Genomic DNA, 17,237 nt, shown 5'->3' with positions numbered 1-17,237 from the left:
ATCGGGCCAATGCCTCAAACCATCATCGCTCCTTCGATCCTGTCGGCCGATTTCGCCAAGCTCGGCGAGGAAGTGCGCGCGGTCGACGAGGCCGGCGCGGACTGGATCCATGTCGACGTCATGGACGGGCATTTCGTGCCGAACATCACGATCGGACCGGCGGTGGTGAAGGCGCTTCGCGCGCACACCGACAAGCCGTTCGACGTCCACCTGATGATCTCCCCCGTCGATCCGTTCCTCGACGCCTTCGCCGAGGCCGGCGCAGACATCATAACCGTGCATCCGGAGGCCGGGCCGCACCTCCACCGCACGATCCAGCGCATCAAGGCGCTGGGCAAGAAAGCCGGCGTTTCGCTGAACCCGGCCACGCCGGCCAAGATGCTCGACTATGTCCTCGAAGAGGTCGACTTGGTGCTCGTTATGAGCGTGAACCCGGGCTTCGGCGGCCAGAAGTTCATCTCCAGCCAGCTTAAGAAGATCGAAGCGATCGCCAATCGCGTTTCCAAGGAATCGCTGGACGTCATTGTCGAAGTCGACGGCGGCATCGATCCTGACACTGCGCCACTCGCCATCTCCGCCGGCGCTGCGGCGCTTGTTGCGGGCTCCGCGACCTTCCGCGGCGGGCCCGACGCCTACGCCAACAACATCAAGGCGCTCAGGGGCCAAGAATGAGCGGCGAGAGCGCGGCCGAGCAGCGCGCGATCGTCTCCAAACTCGCCCGCGGCTCGCTGTTGTCGCGGCTTCGCGGCGGCAAGCAGAGCCTCAAGCTGGCGGCGGTCCCGCGCGATCACGTCCAGGGCGATCGGCAGCGCGGCGAAGCGCTGCTTGCGGCGCGCCTGACCGTCGGCAGCGAAACGCTTCCGCTCAAAGACCTGGATTTCGCGAGCGTCGGTGCAGCGGGTGCCGTGGCTGAGGCGCTGCAGGGCTTCTCCTGGCTTCGCGACCTTGCCGCTGCCGCCTCGCGTGAGAAAGGCGCGCGACTTGGCGAGGCCGTGGCCGGCAGGTGGCTGCTGGCCCATGGCACGAAGGTCGACGAAGCGTGGGCGCCGCATCTCTGGGGTGAGCGGATCCTCTTCTGGACGGCCTATGCGCCCTACATCCTGTCGAGCACCGACAGCGGCTATCGCTCCGCGCTGCTCAACACGCTCGCGCGCGGCGCGCGGCACCTGGAAAGCAATGCCGACAAGGCCGCAGCCGGGATCGACCGGGTAACGGCGTGGTGCGGCGTTGTTGCTGCCGGCCTGGTGGTCCAGGGCGGGGTGCCCCGGCTCGCGCGCGGCGAGGCTGGACTGGCTCGAGCGCTCGCCTCGGCCCAGTTCGACGATGGCGGGCTGATCAGCCGGTCGCCGTTCGAACAGATGCAGTTGGTCGACCGGATGGGCCTGCTCCGCTCCTGCTATCAGGCGGCGAAGCAGACGATCCCCGATGGGATCGACGCGGCGGCGCAGGCATCGCTCGCCGCGCTTCATGGCGTCACCATGGGCGACGGCGCCCTCTCGAGCTGGCAGGGCTGCAATCCGGGCAGTGCGTCGCGCCTGACCTCGCTTATTGAGGGCTGCGGCCTTCGTGCCCGTCCACTGCGGCAGGCGCGCGGTTGGGGCTATCACCGCATGTCGGCATTGGGCACGATCGTCGTCCTCGACGCCGCGCCCCCGCCGCCGCAGAAGATGGCGGAGCAGGGTTCTGCCTCGACGCTCGCATTCGAAATGTCGGACGGCGGCCAGCGGCTGGTCGTCAATTGCGGGGGGCCGGGGCCGATCCCGACCAACCTTCCCGACGAACTGGTGCAGGGCCTGCGCACGACTGCGGCGCACAGCACCCTCGTCCTCGCGGACACCAATTCCACGAACATCCTCGAAAACGGGGCACTCGGGAAAGGTGTCGAGGATGTCGCGACGGACCGCAGCGAGGACAATGACGCCAGCCGGCTGGAGGCGAGCCACGACGGCTACGTTCGCGCCTTCGGCATGGTCCACAAGCGCAGCCTGATGCTCGGTAATGACGGCAAGGAGCTGCGTGGCGCCGACCAGCTGCAGCCGAAGGGCCGCAAGAAGATCCGCGAATCGGCGCCCTATGCCGTGCGCTTCCACCTCGCGCCGGGGGTGGAGCCGACGGTCACCGCGGACGGCATGGGCGCGATCCTCAGGTCGAAGGGGGCGCCGCCGTGGAACTTCCGCTGCCGCGGCGGCAATTTGGCGATCGAGGAAAGCCTCTGGATCGACGGCGGCGGCGCGCCGAAGCGGTCGATGCAGCTTGTCATCACCGGGGAAGTGTCGGCATTGGGCGGCGAAATCGGCTGGCAATTCCGCCGCGCCAGCTAAGCAGCAAAGGGCAATCGATGACTGATGTGGTCCCCGTCAAAAGGGCGCTGATCTCGCTTTCCGACAAGAGCGGCCTCGACGAGCTCGCGGCCGGTCTCGCGCGGCATGATGTCGAGATCGTCTCGACAGGCGGCACGGCGGCCAAGCTGCGGACGAGCGGTGCGAATGTCCGCGACATTTCGGAGCTTACCGGGTTCCCGGAGATGATGGACGGTCGGGTGAAGACCCTTCACCCGAAGGTTCACGGCGGTCTTCTTGCCGTGCGCGACAACCCTGAGCATGTCGCGTCCATGGACGAGCATGGGATCGGCGCCATCGATCTCGTCGTCGTCAACCTTTATCCGTTCCTCAACACAGTGATGAGCGGCGCCGACCGCGACACGATCATCGAGAATATCGATATAGGCGGGCCGTCGATGGTGCGCTCCGCGGCCAAGAACCACGCCGATGTCGCTATCCTCACAGATCCTGCGGACTATGCGGCCTTGCTCGACCAGCTGGACGCGAACGGCGGCACGACGCTCGAATTCCGGCGCAAGCTGGCGGCCAAGGCTTATGCGCTAACGGCGGCTTACGACTCCACCATCTCTCAATGGTTCGCCTTCGCCGACCAGGGGCAGCGCTTCCCCGAAAGGTGGACCCTCGCGTCGACGCTCAAGATGGGCCTGCGCTACGGAGAGAACCCGCACCAGCAGGCCGCGCTCTACGTGCCGGTCGGCCCGGCCGCGGCCGGCATCGCGCAAGCGCGCCAGGTGCAGGGCAAGGAACTCAGCTACAACAATTTGAACGACGCCAATGCGGCGCTCGAGCTCGTTTCCGAGTTCCGCGACGGCGATCCCACAATCGTGATCGTCAAGCATGCGAACCCCTGCGGCGTCGCAACGCGCGCCTCTTTGATCGACGCCTGGCGCGAAGCGCTCGCCTGCGACAGCGTCTCGGCGTTCGGCGGCATTGTCGCAACCAACCGGCCGCTGGACGCGGAGACGGCGGCTGCCATCACCGAGATCTTCACCGAAGTGGTGGTCGCGCCTGACGCCGACGAGGAAGCGCGCGCGATTTTCGCCAAGAAGAAGAACCTGCGCCTCCTGCTCGGCGAACTCCCCGATCCGCGCCGCGGCGGGCAGAGCCTGGCGCTCATCACCGGCGGACTGCTCGTGCAGGACCGCGACAGTGGCATGGTCACGCGCGAAGAGCTGAAGTGTGTGACCAAGCGCCAGCCGACGAGCCAGGAGCTCGCCGACTGCCTGTTCGCCTGGACGGTGGCCAAGCATGTGAAGTCCAACGCCATCGTCTATGCGAAGGACGGCGTCACGGCAGGCATCGGCGCCGGGCAGATGAACCGCCGCGACAGCGCACGCATCGCCGCCATCCGCGCGAAGGAAGCTGCGGAGGCCAATGGCTGGCCGGAGCCGCGCACCGTAGGCTCGGCAGTGGCCTCGGACGCCTTTTTCCCGTTCGCCGACGGCCTGCTCGCCGCCGCCGAGGCGGGGGCGACCGCCGTCATCCAGCCCGGCGGCTCCATCCGCGATGACGAGGTCATCGCCGCCGCCAACGAGGCAGGCCTGGCAATGGTTTTCACCGGAATGCGTCACTTCCGGCATTAGGCAGGACGCCAGCTAGACGATGTCGTCCTGAACCTGGTCGCGGGCACGAGCGGCGGCTTCGGCTTCGCGAAGGCCTCGTACTTCGGAGCCGCGCATGCTGAACAGCTCGCGGTCTTCCTTGGACAGCCCCTTGGTCCACAGGATCGCGAAGAAGGCGATCAGGATCGCGGGAACGCCCACGATCAACTGCCACGTCTCCGGTAGCAACAGCCGCACGCCGGCACCGACGATCACCGCGGCGGCGGTCGCCCAGCCGAGATCCCAGCGCCACCCAGACACCGATGCGCCGAGCACCTTCTTCGCCAGCCACGACTTGGCCACGGAGGCGAAGGCGAGCGCGACGCACAGAGCGATGGCCGGGCCGGTTGCCTGGTAAGCGATCGGCAATTCATGGTCTTTCATGATGAGGATCAACGCCGCCGCAAGCCCTGCCTCGGCCGCCAGCATGATCAGGCTGATCATCATGTTCCGCTTGCGCGCGACGTAGATCAGCGCCGCTTCGCTGACGACGGCAGTGGCGGCGATCACTTCGGCGGCGAGCAGGAAGGCCAGCATCGCCGTGCCGCCGGTGAAACCCGAACCGACGAGCCCCATGACGGCACGGCCCGGGACCGCCAGTGCCAGCGCGATGCCGACCTGTGCGGCAAGGATCCAGTAGGTCACCTGCCTTACCTGCTTGGCGATGCCGACGAGGTCGCCGCTCTTCACCTTGCGTGCAATCGCCGGGCCGAGCACCGGCTCGAAGCTGGTCTTGAGCTTGGCCGGCAGCGTCGCAACCTGCTGCGCGACATAATAGATGCCGACTACCGTCGCCGGCAGGAAGGCGCCGAGGACGGCGAGATCGACGCGGCGCGAGGCCCATTCAACCGCGTCCGCGGCCGCTAGCGGGATATTCCGCCAGGCGGTCTGCGAAGCGCCGGCAAGGTCGGGTTTCCACCCGTGCGGGAGGCCGTAGCATTTCACCAGCGGGATGAGGGACGCGATCAACGCTGCTACCATCGAGAAAACGTAGGAGACGATCAGCCCGTCATCGATCGAGATATAGGCCCAGACAAAGGCGACAATGCTGATCGTCCACGGCTCGACGATCGAGCGAGCCCGGACCGTCGACCCGACGTCGTGCTGGTAGGCAAGCGCCGCCAGCGCGATGTCGGTCCAGGCGATGGCGATGACCGTGATCGCCAGCAAATGGTCCATGCCCGAGATGCGCGTCGTCGGGTACATGGCGCGGGGAAAGCCGATCAGGATCGCCATTCCGATCGCTGCGCCAATGGCCGTAACCAGCATCGCGTCGGCAACGACGCAGGCCTGCGGCTTCTTCGCGTCGGCAAGCATCTTCGCGAGGCCGCGCCTGAGCCCGAGAGCCGCGATCTGCGCTGCGAACTCGACGACCAGCACCGCATAGGCGAACCGGCCGAGTTCGGCGGCGCCGTACATCCGCCCGGCGATGAACAGGAACGGGATACGGGCGACCAGGCGAAGGACGAAGCCGAAGACATTGAGGCGGCCGCCCCGCGCGAGCGTCGCCATGTCGGCATCGTGTGCCTGGGGCTGCTCAGCGGGCGCGGCGTCGCTCTTCGTCAATGCGCGGCGCCCCAATGCTCGCCCCAGCCGACCTCGACGTCGAGCGGCACGTCGAGCTTCAGCGCCGGTCCCGCAGCGTCGCTCATCACCCTCTTGATGACGGCTGCGGCTTCTTCCTCGCGGCCGTCCGGGACCTCGAAGACGAGTTCGTCGTGGACCTGGAGCAGCATCTTGACGTCGCGCAGGCCGGCGTCGGCCAGCGCCTGGTCCATCCGCGCCATTGCCCGCTTGATGAGGTCGGCGCTGGTGCCCTGGATCGGCGCGTTGATCGCCGCACGCTCGGCGCCGCCGCGGATCGATGGGTTGGGCGAGCGGATGTTCGGCTCGAAGTGGGTCTTGCGCCCAAACAAGGTGCGGGTGAAGCCGTGTTCCCGAACGAAGGCGAGCGTCGACTGGATATAGTCCTGGATGCCCGGGAACCGCTCGAAGTAGCGGTCGATGATCGCCTTGCCCTCGTCCTTCGGCACGCCGAGCCGGCCCGCGAGCCCCCAGGAAGAAATGCCGTAGAGGATGGCGAAGTTGACGGTCTTCGCCTTGCCGCGCGTGTCGCGGTCGACGGTGCCGAACAGCTCCTCGGCGGTGATCGCGTGGATGTCGGCGCCGGCGTTGAACGCCTCCTTGAGCTGCGGGACGTCGGCCATGTGCGCCGCCAGGCGAAGCTCGATCTGGCTATAGTCGGCGGAGAGGAGCTTGTGCCCCGCTTCCGCGACGAAAGCGTCGCGGATCTTGCGCCCGAGCTCGGTGCGAATCGGAATGTTCTGCAGGTTCGGATCGTTCGACGACAACCGCCCGGTCTGCGCCCCTGTCAGGCTGAAGCTGGTGTGGACCCGGCCGGTCTCCGGGTTGATCTGCTGCTGCAGCGCGTCGGTGTAGGTATTCTTCAGCTTGGTGAGCTGGCGCCATTCCAGCACCAGGGTCGCGCAGCTGACGCCTTCGGCGGCAAGCCGCTCCAGCTCGTTGACGTCGGTTGAATATTGGCCGCTCTTGCCCTTGCGGCCGCCCTTGAGGCCAAGGCGGCCGTAGAGCACTTCGCCGAGCTGCTGCGGCGATCCGATCGTGAACGGCCCGCACGCCGCCTCATAGACCTTTTCCTCCAGCGCCTTGATCTCGGTTCCGAAGTCGGCCGACAGCTTCGCCAGATAATCGCGGTCGACCTTGATCCCGCGCCGCTCCATGCGGCTGATCACCGGCACCAAAGGCTTGTCGACCCGCTCGTAGACACGGGCGACATTCTCCTGCGCCAGCCGCGGCTGCAGCCGCAGCCATAACCGCAGCGTGATGTCGGCATCCTCGCCAGCATATTCGGTTGCCGGACCCAGCGGCACCTTGTCGAAGGTAATCTGCTTGGCGCCGGTCCCGCATAGCGACTTGTAGCTGATGCACTCATGCTCGAAGTGCAGCTTGGCGAGCTCGTCCATGCCGTGCCCGAAGCTCCGACCCGCATCGAGATCGAAGCTCATGACCATCGTGTCGTCCACCGGCGCGACGCAGATGCCGGCCTTGTCGAACATCACCCAATCATATTTGAAATTGTGCCCGATCTTCAGGACCGACGGGTCTTCAAGGAGCGGCTTCAGCTTGCCGAGGACGAGATCCATCGGGAGCTGGTCGGGTGCATCGGACAGCAGGTCTGCGCCGCTATGGCCGACCGGAATGTAGCAGGCGCGGTTCGGCGCGGTCGCCATGCTGATGCCCGCCAGCTTCGCGATGATGCAGTCGATGCAGTCGGTCTCGGTATCGACCGCGACATAGCCCTGCGCCGCAGCTTCCGCGATCCAGCGGTCGAGCGTTGCTTCGTCGGCCACCGTCTCATATTTCGAGCGGTCGATTTCTTGGCGTTCGGCAGGCGCGGGCTCGCTCGGCTTGCGGTCCATCGCCGCCATGACGTCATTGCGTACGGTAGCGCCGGTCTGCGTCGGGGTGCCTCCCATCAGCCGCGCGTAGAGCGTCTTGAACCCCTGGTCCTGGAGGAACTCGGCAAGCGGTTCCTTCGGGATGTTCTTCAATTCGAGCGCGTCGAGTGGCTCGGGCAAATTCGCGTCGCACACCAGGCGCACCAGCTCGCGCGAGAGCCGCGCATCGGCGGCAAAATCGACGAGATTCTGCTTGAGCTTCGGCTTGCTGATCTGATCGACCGACGCCAGCACCGTCTCAAGGTCGCCATATTGCTGGATGAGCTGGCTCGCCGTCTTCGGCCCGATCCCCGGCACGCCGGGCACATTGTCGACGCTGTCGCCCATCAGTGCCAGCACATCGCCGACTTTCTCAGGGGGAACGCCGAACTTCTCGAGCACTTCGGTGCGTCCGATGCGCCGGTCGTTCATCGTGTCGAGCATGTCGATGCCGGCATCCTCGTCGATCAGCTGCATCAGATCCTTGTCGGAACTGACGATCGTGACCTTCCAGCCCTGCTTCTTCGCCTCCGTGACGTAGCAGGCGATGATGTCGTCCGCTTCCAACCCCTCTTCCTCGATGCACGGGATCGAGAAAGCGCGAGTGGCGACGCGGATCAGCGGGAATTGGGGGACCAGATCCTCGGGCGGGGGCGGCCGGTGGGCCTTATACTGGTCGTACATCTGGTTGCGGTGCGTCTGCTCAGACGCGTCTAGGATGACCGCCATGTGCGTGGGCCCGTCGGCCTTGCTGAGCCCGTCGGCCAGCTTCCACAGCATGGTCGTATAGCCGTAGACCGCGCCCGCAGGCTGGCCGTGGCGGTTCGTCAGCGGCGGCAGCCGGTGATAGGCGCGGAAGATGTAGCTCGACCCGTCGACCAGATAGAGGTGCGGGGTGGCGGCAGGCGTAGTGGTAGCAGACTGGGAAGCGTCAGACATGAACTTGGCGGTTTAGCAGGGTCGCAGCGCGAGGGAAGCTGACCGCCGATGTGGGGACTGCTCATCGGGAAAACTACGGATAGCTGGCAGCGTCGCCCCGCAGGCATTCACCCATCATCAAACAGGGAGATTGATGATGACCGCTCGCCTCGACCACGCCCAGCTGCTTCACCGCGACGAACTCGTTGCGCCGCCCGCACTGCCGCTGGAGCGCGCATGCGCCGACCACAGCTTCGGATTGCCGGCGGGCATCTACGTCGCGATGGCCTCTTTGTTCGCGGGGATGATGGGGGTGCTCGCCTTCGCGTTCCGGACCGACATGGCGATCAGCTATGCAGTCGTCTTCGCCTTCCTGACCGCTTTCTTCGCGCTGCCGGCGATCTTCGTGAAGGCTGCGCGTGGCCAGGGCACCAAGGCGCTTAGCTGGGACGAGTTCCTCGACAACGGCATCGACACGCTGACCGGCCGCACGCCGGCACGCGAGGCGGTGACTTTGGTCCTTGCCTTGCCGCTGCTGATTTTCGGCTGGGCTGTCTCAGTCGCGATCATCGCGGCTGTTGTCGGTTAGGGATCGGCCGCCGCCGGGTTCAGAAGCGCATCGCAAGGCTGGCGCCGACGCCGTGCCGGCTTGCGTACGGCAGCCACTGAACCTTTTGGTCCTTCTTTGACGTCACCAGCCAGCCGGTCGCTTCGCCGAGCAGCGCGCCGGCCACGACGTCATGGACGTAGTGCTTCTTCGCCTTGACGCGCGCGACGCCGACTAATGCAGCGACCAGATGGGCGGGCAATCCAACTTTCCAGCCATAACGCTTCTCCAGTGTCGCGGCTGCCGCGAAGCTGCTCGAAGTGTGACCCGACGGGAAACTCTTGTCGTCGCTGCGGTCCGGCCGCTGCTCGTTCGTTGCTCGTTTCAGCGCTTCGGTCACGACCCATGTCCCGCCGATCGCGACGGCGGCCTGCTTGTCGCCTTTCCAATCCCCTTGAACGGCGGGGATGCCGAGCGCGGCAACGACCAGAGCGCTGCGGCCCACCGAGCTCGCCTTGTCCCAGTCCTCCTTGGAACCTGCGGCAGCGGGTGACGAGCAGGCGATCGTGACCGCCGCAACAGGAGCAATCCAGCGCATCGGCGGATGCTATCGGCAAAGGCGGACTAAGCCAATGATTTGATTAGGGAACGAGGACGGTATCCTTCGGATCGGCGGCCGCCCTCGGATAATCCAGGGTGAAGTGAAGTCCGCGGCTTTCGTGACGGGCAAGGGCGCTGCGGATGATCAGGTCAGCGACTTCGACCAGGTTGCGGAGCTCGATCAGGTCCGGAGTGACGCGGAAATGCGCGTAATATTCCTTCACTTCCTGGCGCAGCATGTCGATGCGGTGCTTGGCCCGTTCCAGCCGCTTGGTGGTGCGGACGATGCCGACATAATTCCACATCATCCGCCGGATCTCCCCCCAGGTCTGGGTGATGACGACTTCTTCGTCGCTGTCGGTGACACGGCTTTCGTCCCAGGGGCGGATTAGCGGCACCTGCGGAAGAGCGTCCCAATTGTCGGCGATATGGCGCGCGGCCGCTTCGCCGAACACCAGGCACTCCAGAAGGCTGTTCGACGCCAGGCGGTTGGCGCCGTGCAATCCCGACTGCGTGACTTCACCGGCTGCATAAAGGCCGGGAGCGTCGGTGCAGCCATGCTGGTCCACCACCACGCCGCCGCAAGTATAATGTTGCGCCGGCACGACGGGGATTGGATCGCGAGTGATGTCGATGCCGAGGCCGATCAGCTTGTCGTAAATGTTCGGGAAGTGCTGCCGAACGAAATCCGGCTCCCGGTGCGAGATGTCGAGGAAGACGTAATCGAGGCCATCCCGCTTGATCTCGGCGTCGATGGCCCGGGCCACGATATCGCGCGGCGCAAGCTCCGCGCGCTTGTCATAGTCCGGCATGAAGCGGTGGCCGGTCACCGGGTGCTTCAGGATCCCGCCTTCGCCGCGCACCGCTTCGGTGATCAGGAAATTTTTGACCTGAAGATTGTAGAGGCAGGTCGGGTGGAATTGCATGAATTCCATGTTCGACACCCGGCAGCCGGCGCGCCACGCCATCGCGATCCCGTCGCCCGTCGCGCCGCGCGGGGCCGTCGAATAGAGGTACGCACGCCCCGCTCCGCCGGTCGCCAGGATGGTTGCGCGGCCGGTCAGCGTTTCGACCCGCTTCTTCTTTCGATTGTAGGCGTAAAGGCCGTGGACGGCGCCGCTGGTGGAAAATTGGCTTGCGTGCCGTCCCGTGACCAGATCGACCGCCACCATGTCGGGCAGCAGCTTGATATTCGGGTGCTTGGCCGCCGCGCCTTCGAGCGCCTGCTGGATGGCATAACCGGTGGCGTCGGCGACGTGGACGATGCGCCGGTGGCTGTGCCCGCCCTCCCGGGTCAGGTGCAGCGCATTGCCGTCCTGCGCGAAGGGCACTCCAAGATCGATCAGGTGCTGGATCGCGCGCGGCGCCGCCTCAACGACATGTTCGACCACGGCGCGGTCGTTGAGACCTGCCCCGGCGACCATCGTGTCGTTCACATGGGCTTCGAAGCTGTCGCCTTCCTCCAGCACCGCGGCGACGCCACCCTGCGCCCAGCTCGTCGCGCCCTCGCCTAAGGCCCCCTTGGCAATCACCGCCACCTTGTGCGTTTCGGCCAGGTTGAGCGCGGCAGTGAGCCCCGCCGCGCCCGAACCGACGATCAGGACGTCGGCCGTGGTCTTCACGCGGCCTGCGGCTCCGACACCAGGCTCAGGAACACATCCTCTAGGTCCGGGTCGCGGGTCGTCACATCGACGATCGACAGGCCGTCGGCGGTCAGGGCACCGAGCACCTCACCCGCATTCGCCTGGTCCTTGCGATAGGTGATCGCGAGCGTGCGCTCATCGACCAGCTTGATGTTCTGGAAGCAGACGTTCTGCGGCACTTCCTTCACGTCCTGGTCGAAGGTGACGACGACCGCTTTCTCCTGCGCCTTGGCGACAAGTTCCCGCGTCGGCTCGTTGGCGATGACCTTGCCATGGTTGATGATGGCAATGCGGTCGCACAACTCCTCGGCTTCCTCGAGATAGTGGGTCGTCAGGACGATCGTCACACCCTTGGCATGGAGCTCGCGGACATAGTCCCACAGCTGCCGGCGGAGTTCGACGTCGACACCCGCGGTCGGTTCGTCGAGCACCAGGATCGGTGGCGAATGGACCATTGCCTTGGCGACTAGCAGCCGCCGCTTCATGCCGCCCGACAAAGTGCGCGAATAAGCATTGGCCTTGTCCGTGAGGTGCATGGCGGCGAGCAGCGCGTCGCTGTGCCGCTGTCCCGCCGGGATGCCGTACAGCCCCGCCTGAATCTCCAGCGTCTCCCGCGGCGTGAAGAACGGGTCGAAGATGATCTCCTGCGGGACGACACCGATCGCGCGCTTGGCGTTCCGCGGGTGCTGGTCGATATCGAAGCCCCAGATGGAGACCTTGCCCCCGCTTTTGACGACCAGCCCCGCAAGGATGTTGATCAACGTCGACTTTCCGGCGCCGTTAGGCCCCAGCAGTCCGAAGATCTGCCCGCGGGGAACGTCGAACGTGACTTCGTCGAGCGCCTTCTTGCCGCCGGCATAAGTCTTGGACAGCGCTTCGATACGGATTGCCGGCTCGATCATGGCCGCGGGCATAAGAGCCGCCCGGCGCAGCGACAAGCACCGGCAAGGTGAATCAGCCGTTTACCCTAACCGCTAGAGTGATCTTCAGGTTAACCTAATAATCCGCGGGTCGATGAAACGGCAGCTTTCCCTTGTTCTCGCCCTTGGCGCGGCAGCATGCCCAATGCTGCTCGTAAGCACGGCGAGCGCACAGAGTGTCGCTGCAACGACCGACGCGACCGGCACTACGACGATCCTCCGGCCATTGACCGTGGTGAGGACGGCCGACCTCGACTTCGGCTCGATCATCGTCGCGGGTGCAGGCACTGCCGTGATCGACCCGGTAAGCGGCACGATGACAACCACCGGGCCCCTCACTGTCGTCGGATCGGCGCAGCAGCCGGCGAGCTTCACCACCACCGGTTCGCGCAATTCCATCGTCCTCATCCGTCTCCCGCAGCAGCCGGTCACCCTGACGCGCGTCGGCGGCACGGAAACGATGACGGTCACCAATTTCACCCTCGACGGGCCGAGCAACCGCCGCTTCCCGATCACCCAGACGTTCGATTTCGCGGTCGGCGCGCGTCTCAACGTCGCGGCGGGACAGGCGGACGGCAGCTATCTCGGCAGCTTCACGGTCACGGTTCAATATCCCTGACCGCACCTTGTGAGGCGCCGCGTCCAGCACTAATTGGCGGACATGGCATCAGAAATCCCGCCGCCGGAAGTGATCCGAGTCTCCAGCGTCCAGGTCGCATGCGACGGCTCTGGGGAGGTCTCGCCGGTCCTGGGGCATCCGCGCGTATTCCTGAGGATCGAACCGGATACCGGCTTCGTCGAGTGCGGCTATTGCGATCGCCGTTTCGTTCTTGAAGGGGGACCTGCGGACAGCCAGGCGGCATGACCGTCGCCGACCCGCGTAGCTTCCTTTACCGGAGCCTCGATCCCGACGCGGCGCGCCGGCTCGCGGCCACGCATCTCTCCGCTCACGACGACGGCGAGCTCTATCTTCAATATGGCGTCAGCGAGGCGTTCGGCTTCGACGACGGCCGGCTGAAGACTGCCGATTATCATAGCTCCTCGGGCTTCGGCCTGCGGGGCGTCAGTGGCGAGACCACCGCGTTCGCCCACGCCAACGAGATCAGCGAGGCGGCGATCGAACGCGCCGCAGCGACCCTGAAGATCCTCGATCCCCGCACCGCCTCGCCTGCGCCGCCGCCGGCGCGCACCAACCAGGCGATGTACGGCGCCGACGATCCGCTCGCCGAAGTTCCGTTCGCCGCCAAGGTCGAGCTTTGCCAGCGGATCGACGCCGCCGCGCGCGCCCGCGATCCGCGCGTCGTGCAGGTCAGCGTCTACCTGCTGGCAAGCTGGAACGTCATCGACATCCTTCGTGCCGACGGATTCACTGCCTCCGACGTTCGCCCGCTGGTGCGGCTCAATGTGCAGATCGTCGCCGAGCAGAACGGCCGCCGCGAGACCGGCAGCCACGGCCTCGGCGGCCGCCACCTTTACGGCAGGCTGTTCAACGAGGCGGAGTGGAGCCGCGCGATCGACATCGCGCTTGCGCAGGCGCTGACCAATCTCGAGTCCGTCGCCGCGCCGGCCGGCGAACTGCCCGTCGTGCTCGGGCCCGGCTGGCCTGGCGTTCTGCTTCACGAAGCGGTGGGCCATGGCCTTGAAGGGGATTTCAACCGCAAGGGCACGTCGGCCTTCTCCGGGCGGCTCGGCGACCGGGTCGCGGCGCCGGGCGTCACCGTCGTCGACGACGGTGCGATGGAAAACCGCCGCGGCTCCCTGACCATCGACGACGAAGGCACGCCCACAGGCCGAACCGTGCTCATCGAGGATGGCATCCTCAAGGGCTATCTGCAGGACCGCCTGAATGCGCGGCTGATGGGCGTCGATCCGACCGGAAACGGCCGGCGCGAGAGCTTCGCTCATGCGCCGATGCCGCGCATGACCAATACCTTCATGCTCGCCGGGAAGGACGATCCGGGTGAGCTCGTCGAACGCGTGAAGGACGGCATTTACGCGAAGAGTTTCGGCGGCGGCCAGGTCGATATCACCAGCGGCAAGTTCGTCTTCTCCTGCACCGAAGCCTATCGCATCCGCGGCGGCCGGATTGCCGAGCCGGTCAAGGGCGCGACCCTGATCGGCGACGGCCCCACGGTGCTGACCCGGGTCAAGGGCATCGGCAACGATCTCGAGCTCGACGAGGGCGTCGGCGTGTGCGGCAAGGGCGGGCAGAGCGTGCCCGCAGGCGTCGGTCAGCCGACCCTGCTGGTCGACGGGCTGACGGTTGGAGGCACCGCCGCGTGACCGGCAGCGACTGGCGCGCCGATGTCCTCAAATTCTGGTTCGGTCTGAGCAAGGACCAGTGGTTCGGGGGCGGCGACGAGCTCGACCAACGCTGCCGCGAGCGCTTCCTCAAACTATGGGCGGAGAAGCGGCAGCTGCCCGCAAGCAGCTTCCTCAATGACCCGCTGACCGCGCTGGCCGCCGTGATCCTGTTCGATCAGCTCCCGCGCAACATGTTCCGCGGCCACGCCGACCAGTTCGCCACCGATCATCTCGCGCTGGCGATCGCCAAGGGCGCGGTGGACAAGGAGTTCGATGGCCAGCTTGAGCCGGAGGAGCGCGGCTTCCTCTACATGCCCTTCATGCACAGCGAGGATCTCGGAGACCAGGACCGGTCGCTGCTGCTTTTCACCGCGCTTGGCGACGAGGAAAAGCTGCACTTCGCGCGCGAGCACCGCGACGTCATCGCCCGCTTCGGCCGTTTCCCGCATCGCAACGCGGTGCTCGGTCGCGCGCCGCGGGCCGAGGAGCAGGCGGCGGACGACATTCCGTCCTGGTGACCGCGCTCGTCGAAGCTGCCCGATACAATAGCCGCGTCGAAGCGGACCTCGCGCGCTTGTTCCTTGAAAGCGAAGGCGTCGAGGCGGTGCTGTTCGATACCGAGATCAACTATTTCTACGGCGGCCTGTTCATGCCGGTGCGGCTGATGGTCCTCGACGAGGACCTGGACCAAGCGCGGCAGCTACTCGAACAGGACGGCTAAAGCAGGTGCGCGATCGGGCCCGGGTCGAACCCGGCGTCGCTGAGCGAGCGTTCAACCTCATCCGGTGACGCGCCGGACCGCCGCCTTGCGACCGCGATCGCGTAAGCCGAGCGAGTTCCCGAGCGGCAGAATGCGAGAAGCTTGCCGTCCCCGGCACCGGCAAGTGCCTCCTCCATCGCTTCGACGTCCGACGGTCCGATGCCGCGGACGATCGGGATGTGGTGATATTTGAGGCCGGCGGCCGCTGCCGCCTGCTCGATGGTGGAGGCGCTCGGCTGCCCGTCTTCCTCGCCATCGGGGCGATTGTTGACGATGACCGTGAAGCCTTGCGCTGCCAGATCGCCGACGTGGTCCGCGGCGATTTGTCCGCTGACGCAGGTTCGTTCGTCGAGCTGGCGTATCATTAGGCAGTTTCCCGTGATGCGAGGACGGCAATGATCGCCTCACCATAGCGCTCGAGCTTGCTTGCGCCGACCCCCTGAACGTCGGCGAGCTCGTGGAGCGTGCGCGGCTTGCGCGCGGCGATCTCGCGCAGCGTGGAATCGTGGAAGACGACATAGGGCGGCACGCCGGCTTCCGCGGCCAGTTCGCGGCGGGCCGCGCGCAAGGCTTCGAACAGCGGGTCCGACGGGGCGGTGTCGCGGTTGCGGCTGCGGCGAGCGCGCGGTGGCGGCACGGCGATCGTCACCTGCTCCTCACCTTTAAGGATCGCCTTTGCGCCGGGGCCGAAGCTCAGCCCGCCATAAGCGTCGGCGCGCAGGGCATCGCGGGCGATCAGTGCGCGCGACACCGGCTGGATCAGCGCTAGCTCGTCGGCATCGGCAATCCCGAACACTGACAGCCGGTGATGGCCGAAATTGTGCACCTTGTCGGTTTCCTTGCCGGCAAGCACGTCGGCGAGATGTCCGACGCCGAACCGCATTTCGGTGCGGAAGGCGGCGGACAGCAGCTTGCGCGCGATCTCCGTCGCATCGACCGTTGCCGGCGGCTCGAGGCAATTGTCGCAATTGCCGCAGCGCTCCGGTGGATCCTCCCCGAAGTGACGCAGCAGGATTGCCCGGCGGCAGGTCGCGGCCTCGACGAAGGCGGCAAGAGCGTTGAGACGCTCCCGCTCCGCCGGGCGCCGGTCGACTTCGACTTCCTGCTCGATGCGCTGGCGGGCGCGGGCGAAATCCTGGGCCGACCAGAACAGCCACGCTTCGGCGGGTTCGCCGTCGCGGCCGGCGCGGCCGGTCTCCTGATAATAAGCCTCGATGCTCTTGGGGATGCCTGCGTGGGCGACCGTCCGCACGTCCGGCTTGTCGATGCCCATCCCGAACGCCACCGTCGCCGCCATCACCATTTCCTCGGACTGGACGAACGCAGCCTGGTTGCGGGCACGGACCTGCGGGTCGAGCCCCGCATGATAGGGAAGCGCAGGGCGGCCGCTGCCAGCGATCGCTTCTGCGATCTTCTCCGAATTATCGCGGCTCGGCGCATAGACGATCGCCGAGCCGGGGCGGCTGCCGAGCAAAGCGCTTAGCTGCTTGCTGCCCTGATCGCGCGGGCGGACATGATAGCGGATGTTCGGACGGTCGAACCCGGCGACGATTAGCCCGTCTTGCGGGATACCTAACTGAGCCAAGACGTCGGCGCGGGTCCGCCGGTCGGCAGTGGCAGTCAGCGCCAGGCGCGGCACGTCGGGATTATCGTCGAGAAGCCCGCGCAGCTGCCTGTAATCGGGACGGAAGTCGTGGCCCCATTCGCTCACGCAATGGGCCTCGTCGATTGCGATGAGCGCCATATCGATACGGCCGATCAGGCGCCGGAACCCGTCCGTGGTCGCTCGCTCCGGAGCGACGTAGAGCAGGTCGAGCTCGCCCGCGCGCAGCCGCTCGAGCGTCGCGTCGCGATCCGCATCGGCTGACGTCAACGACGCCGCCTTGAGGCCGATCGCATCGGCGCTTCTGATCTGGTCGTGCATCAGCGCGATTAGGGGCGAGATGACGAGCGCGGTGCCTTGGCGGACACGCGCCGGGAGCTGGTAGCAAAGCGACTTGCCCGCACCCGTGGGCATGACCGCGAGCGTGTGACTACCGGCGAGGACGCGGTCCACGACCCGTTCCTGCACGCCGCGAAACTGGTCGAAACCGAAGATTTCTTTGAGGATCAGGTGAGGGTCAGCCACACGGGTTCCGTACCCC

General features: G+C 66.2%; 16 protein-coding genes. 9 read left to right on the top strand and 7 right to left on the bottom strand.

The window, feature by feature from the left end; translation table 11 throughout:
• The first annotated feature begins 9 nt into the window (after window positions 1-9).
• The 3 genes from rpe to purH are packed head-to-tail and all read left to right on the top strand — an operon-like array spanning window position 10 to window position 3,925.
• Window positions 10-672, top strand: a complete 663-nt coding sequence (rpe, locus tag VIL42_05180; GenBank protein ID HEY8592246.1) for a ribulose-phosphate 3-epimerase — start codon at window positions 10-12, stop codon at window positions 670-672.
• Complete coding sequence (locus VIL42_05175) at window positions 669-2,321, top strand: heparinase II/III family protein (protein HEY8592245.1); 1,653 nt, start codon at window positions 669-671, stop codon at window positions 2,319-2,321. Before rpe ends, VIL42_05175 begins: the two co-directional genes overlap by 4 nt.
• 17 nt (window positions 2,322-2,338) lie before the next feature.
• Complete coding sequence (purH, locus tag VIL42_05170) at window positions 2,339-3,925, top strand: bifunctional phosphoribosylaminoimidazolecarboxamide formyltransferase/IMP cyclohydrolase (protein ID HEY8592244.1); 1,587 nt, start codon at window positions 2,339-2,341, stop codon at window positions 3,923-3,925.
• Between the two features lie 12 nt (window positions 3,926-3,937).
• Here purH and VIL42_05165 read toward each other — a convergent pair whose 3' ends face one another.
• Complete coding sequence (locus tag VIL42_05165; GenBank protein HEY8592243.1) at window positions 3,938-5,509, bottom strand: lipopolysaccharide biosynthesis protein; 1,572 nt, start codon at window positions 5,507-5,509, stop codon at window positions 3,938-3,940.
• Window positions 5,506-8,340 (bottom strand): DNA polymerase I, encoded by a 2,835-nt coding sequence (gene polA, locus VIL42_05160; GenBank protein HEY8592242.1) that lies wholly within the window; start codon window positions 8,338-8,340, stop codon window positions 5,506-5,508. Before polA ends, VIL42_05165 begins: the two co-directional genes overlap by 4 nt.
• A 133-nt stretch (window positions 8,341-8,473) precedes the next feature.
• On the opposite strand from polA, the gene VIL42_05155 reads away from it, so the two are divergent.
• Window positions 8,474-8,908: a hypothetical protein gene (locus VIL42_05155; GenBank protein ID HEY8592241.1), complete on the top strand. Its 435-nt coding sequence runs from the start codon at window positions 8,474-8,476 to the stop codon at window positions 8,906-8,908.
• Window positions 8,909-8,927: 19 nt separating this feature from the next.
• On the opposite strand, the gene VIL42_05150 is transcribed toward VIL42_05155, so the two are convergent.
• The 3 genes from VIL42_05150 to VIL42_05140 are packed head-to-tail and all read right to left on the bottom strand — an operon-like array spanning window position 8,928 to window position 12,011.
• Window positions 8,928-9,464 carry a phosphatase PAP2 family protein gene (locus tag VIL42_05150; protein ID HEY8592240.1) on the bottom strand — a complete coding sequence of 179 codons (537 nt, stop codon included), beginning with the start codon at window positions 9,462-9,464 and terminating at the stop codon, window positions 8,928-8,930.
• Between the two features lie 43 nt (window positions 9,465-9,507).
• Window positions 9,508-11,088: an L-aspartate oxidase gene (gene nadB, locus VIL42_05145; protein ID HEY8592239.1), complete on the bottom strand. Its 1,581-nt coding sequence runs from the start codon at window positions 11,086-11,088 to the stop codon at window positions 9,508-9,510.
• Window positions 11,085-12,011 (bottom strand): ABC transporter ATP-binding protein, encoded by a 927-nt coding sequence (locus tag VIL42_05140; GenBank protein HEY8592238.1) that lies wholly within the window; start codon window positions 12,009-12,011, stop codon window positions 11,085-11,087. The genes nadB and VIL42_05140 overlap by 4 nt, the downstream gene beginning before the upstream one ends.
• Window positions 12,012-12,174: 163 nt before the next feature.
• On the opposite strand from VIL42_05140, the gene VIL42_05135 reads away from it, so the two are divergent.
• The 5 genes from VIL42_05135 to VIL42_05115 are packed head-to-tail and all read left to right on the top strand — an operon-like array spanning window position 12,175 to window position 15,054.
• Window positions 12,175-12,648 (top strand): DUF4402 domain-containing protein, encoded by a 474-nt coding sequence (locus tag VIL42_05135; GenBank protein ID HEY8592237.1) that lies wholly within the window; start codon window positions 12,175-12,177, stop codon window positions 12,646-12,648.
• A 42-nt stretch (window positions 12,649-12,690) separates the two neighbouring features.
• Entirely contained in the window at window positions 12,691-12,894 is a 204-nt protein-coding gene (locus VIL42_05130; GenBank protein HEY8592236.1) for a zinc-finger domain-containing protein, read from the top strand.
• Window positions 12,891-14,312 carry a metalloprotease TldD gene (gene tldD / locus VIL42_05125; GenBank protein ID HEY8592235.1) on the top strand — a complete coding sequence of 474 codons (1,422 nt, stop codon included), beginning with the start codon at window positions 12,891-12,893 and terminating at the stop codon, window positions 14,310-14,312. The genes VIL42_05130 and tldD overlap by 4 nt, the downstream gene beginning before the upstream one ends.
• Complete coding sequence (locus VIL42_05120; protein ID HEY8592234.1) at window positions 14,309-14,851, top strand: DUF924 family protein; 543 nt, start codon at window positions 14,309-14,311, stop codon at window positions 14,849-14,851. The genes tldD and VIL42_05120 overlap by 4 nt, the downstream gene beginning before the upstream one ends.
• Entirely contained in the window at window positions 14,848-15,054 is a 207-nt protein-coding gene (locus tag VIL42_05115; protein HEY8592233.1) for a DUF2007 domain-containing protein, read from the top strand. Before VIL42_05120 ends, VIL42_05115 begins: the two co-directional genes overlap by 4 nt.
• On the opposite strand, the gene VIL42_05110 is transcribed toward VIL42_05115, so the two are convergent.
• Window positions 15,051-15,458, bottom strand: coding sequence for a TIGR01244 family sulfur transferase (locus tag VIL42_05110; GenBank protein HEY8592232.1), 408 nt, complete (start codon window positions 15,456-15,458; stop codon window positions 15,051-15,053). The two genes, VIL42_05115 and VIL42_05110, sit on opposite strands and share 4 nt — an antisense overlap.
• Window positions 15,458-17,221 carry a DNA helicase RecQ gene (gene recQ / locus VIL42_05105; GenBank protein HEY8592231.1) on the bottom strand — a complete coding sequence of 588 codons (1,764 nt, stop codon included), beginning with the start codon at window positions 17,219-17,221 and terminating at the stop codon, window positions 15,458-15,460. Before recQ ends, VIL42_05110 begins: the two co-directional genes overlap by 1 nt.
• Window positions 17,222-17,237: the final 16 nt, after the last annotated feature.

Source organism: Sphingomicrobium sp. (assembly GCA_036563485.1).
Taxonomy (GTDB): Bacteria; Pseudomonadota; Alphaproteobacteria; order Sphingomonadales; family Sphingomonadaceae; genus Sphingomicrobium.
This window is presented reverse-complemented; position numbering and strand designations above follow the sequence as displayed.

Coding starts and splice junctions, on each gene's coding strand:
- VIL42_05135 (HEY8592237.1), top strand. CDS start 12,175: ATGCTGCTCGTAAGCACGGCGAGCGCACAGAGTGTCGCTGCAACGACC.
- VIL42_05175 (HEY8592245.1), top strand. CDS start 669: ATGAGCGGCGAGAGCGCGGCCGAGCAGCGCGCGATCGTCTCCAAACTC.
- purH (HEY8592244.1), top strand. CDS start 2,339: ATGACTGATGTGGTCCCCGTCAAAAGGGCGCTGATCTCGCTTTCCGAC.
- VIL42_05130 (HEY8592236.1), top strand. CDS start 12,691: ATGGCATCAGAAATCCCGCCGCCGGAAGTGATCCGAGTCTCCAGCGTC.
- VIL42_05150 (HEY8592240.1), bottom strand. CDS start 9,464: ATGCGCTGGATTGCTCCTGTTGCGGCGGTCACGATCGCCTGCTCGTCA.
- VIL42_05110 (HEY8592232.1), bottom strand. CDS start 15,458: ATGATACGCCAGCTCGACGAACGAACCTGCGTCAGCGGACAAATCGCC.
- rpe (HEY8592246.1), top strand. CDS start 10: ATGCCTCAAACCATCATCGCTCCTTCGATCCTGTCGGCCGATTTCGCC.
- polA (HEY8592242.1), bottom strand. CDS start 8,340: ATGTCTGACGCTTCCCAGTCTGCTACCACTACGCCTGCCGCCACCCCG.
- VIL42_05140 (HEY8592238.1), bottom strand. CDS start 12,011: ATGATCGAGCCGGCAATCCGTATCGAAGCGCTGTCCAAGACTTATGCC.
- tldD (HEY8592235.1), top strand. CDS start 12,891: ATGACCGTCGCCGACCCGCGTAGCTTCCTTTACCGGAGCCTCGATCCC.
- VIL42_05155 (HEY8592241.1), top strand. CDS start 8,474: ATGATGACCGCTCGCCTCGACCACGCCCAGCTGCTTCACCGCGACGAA.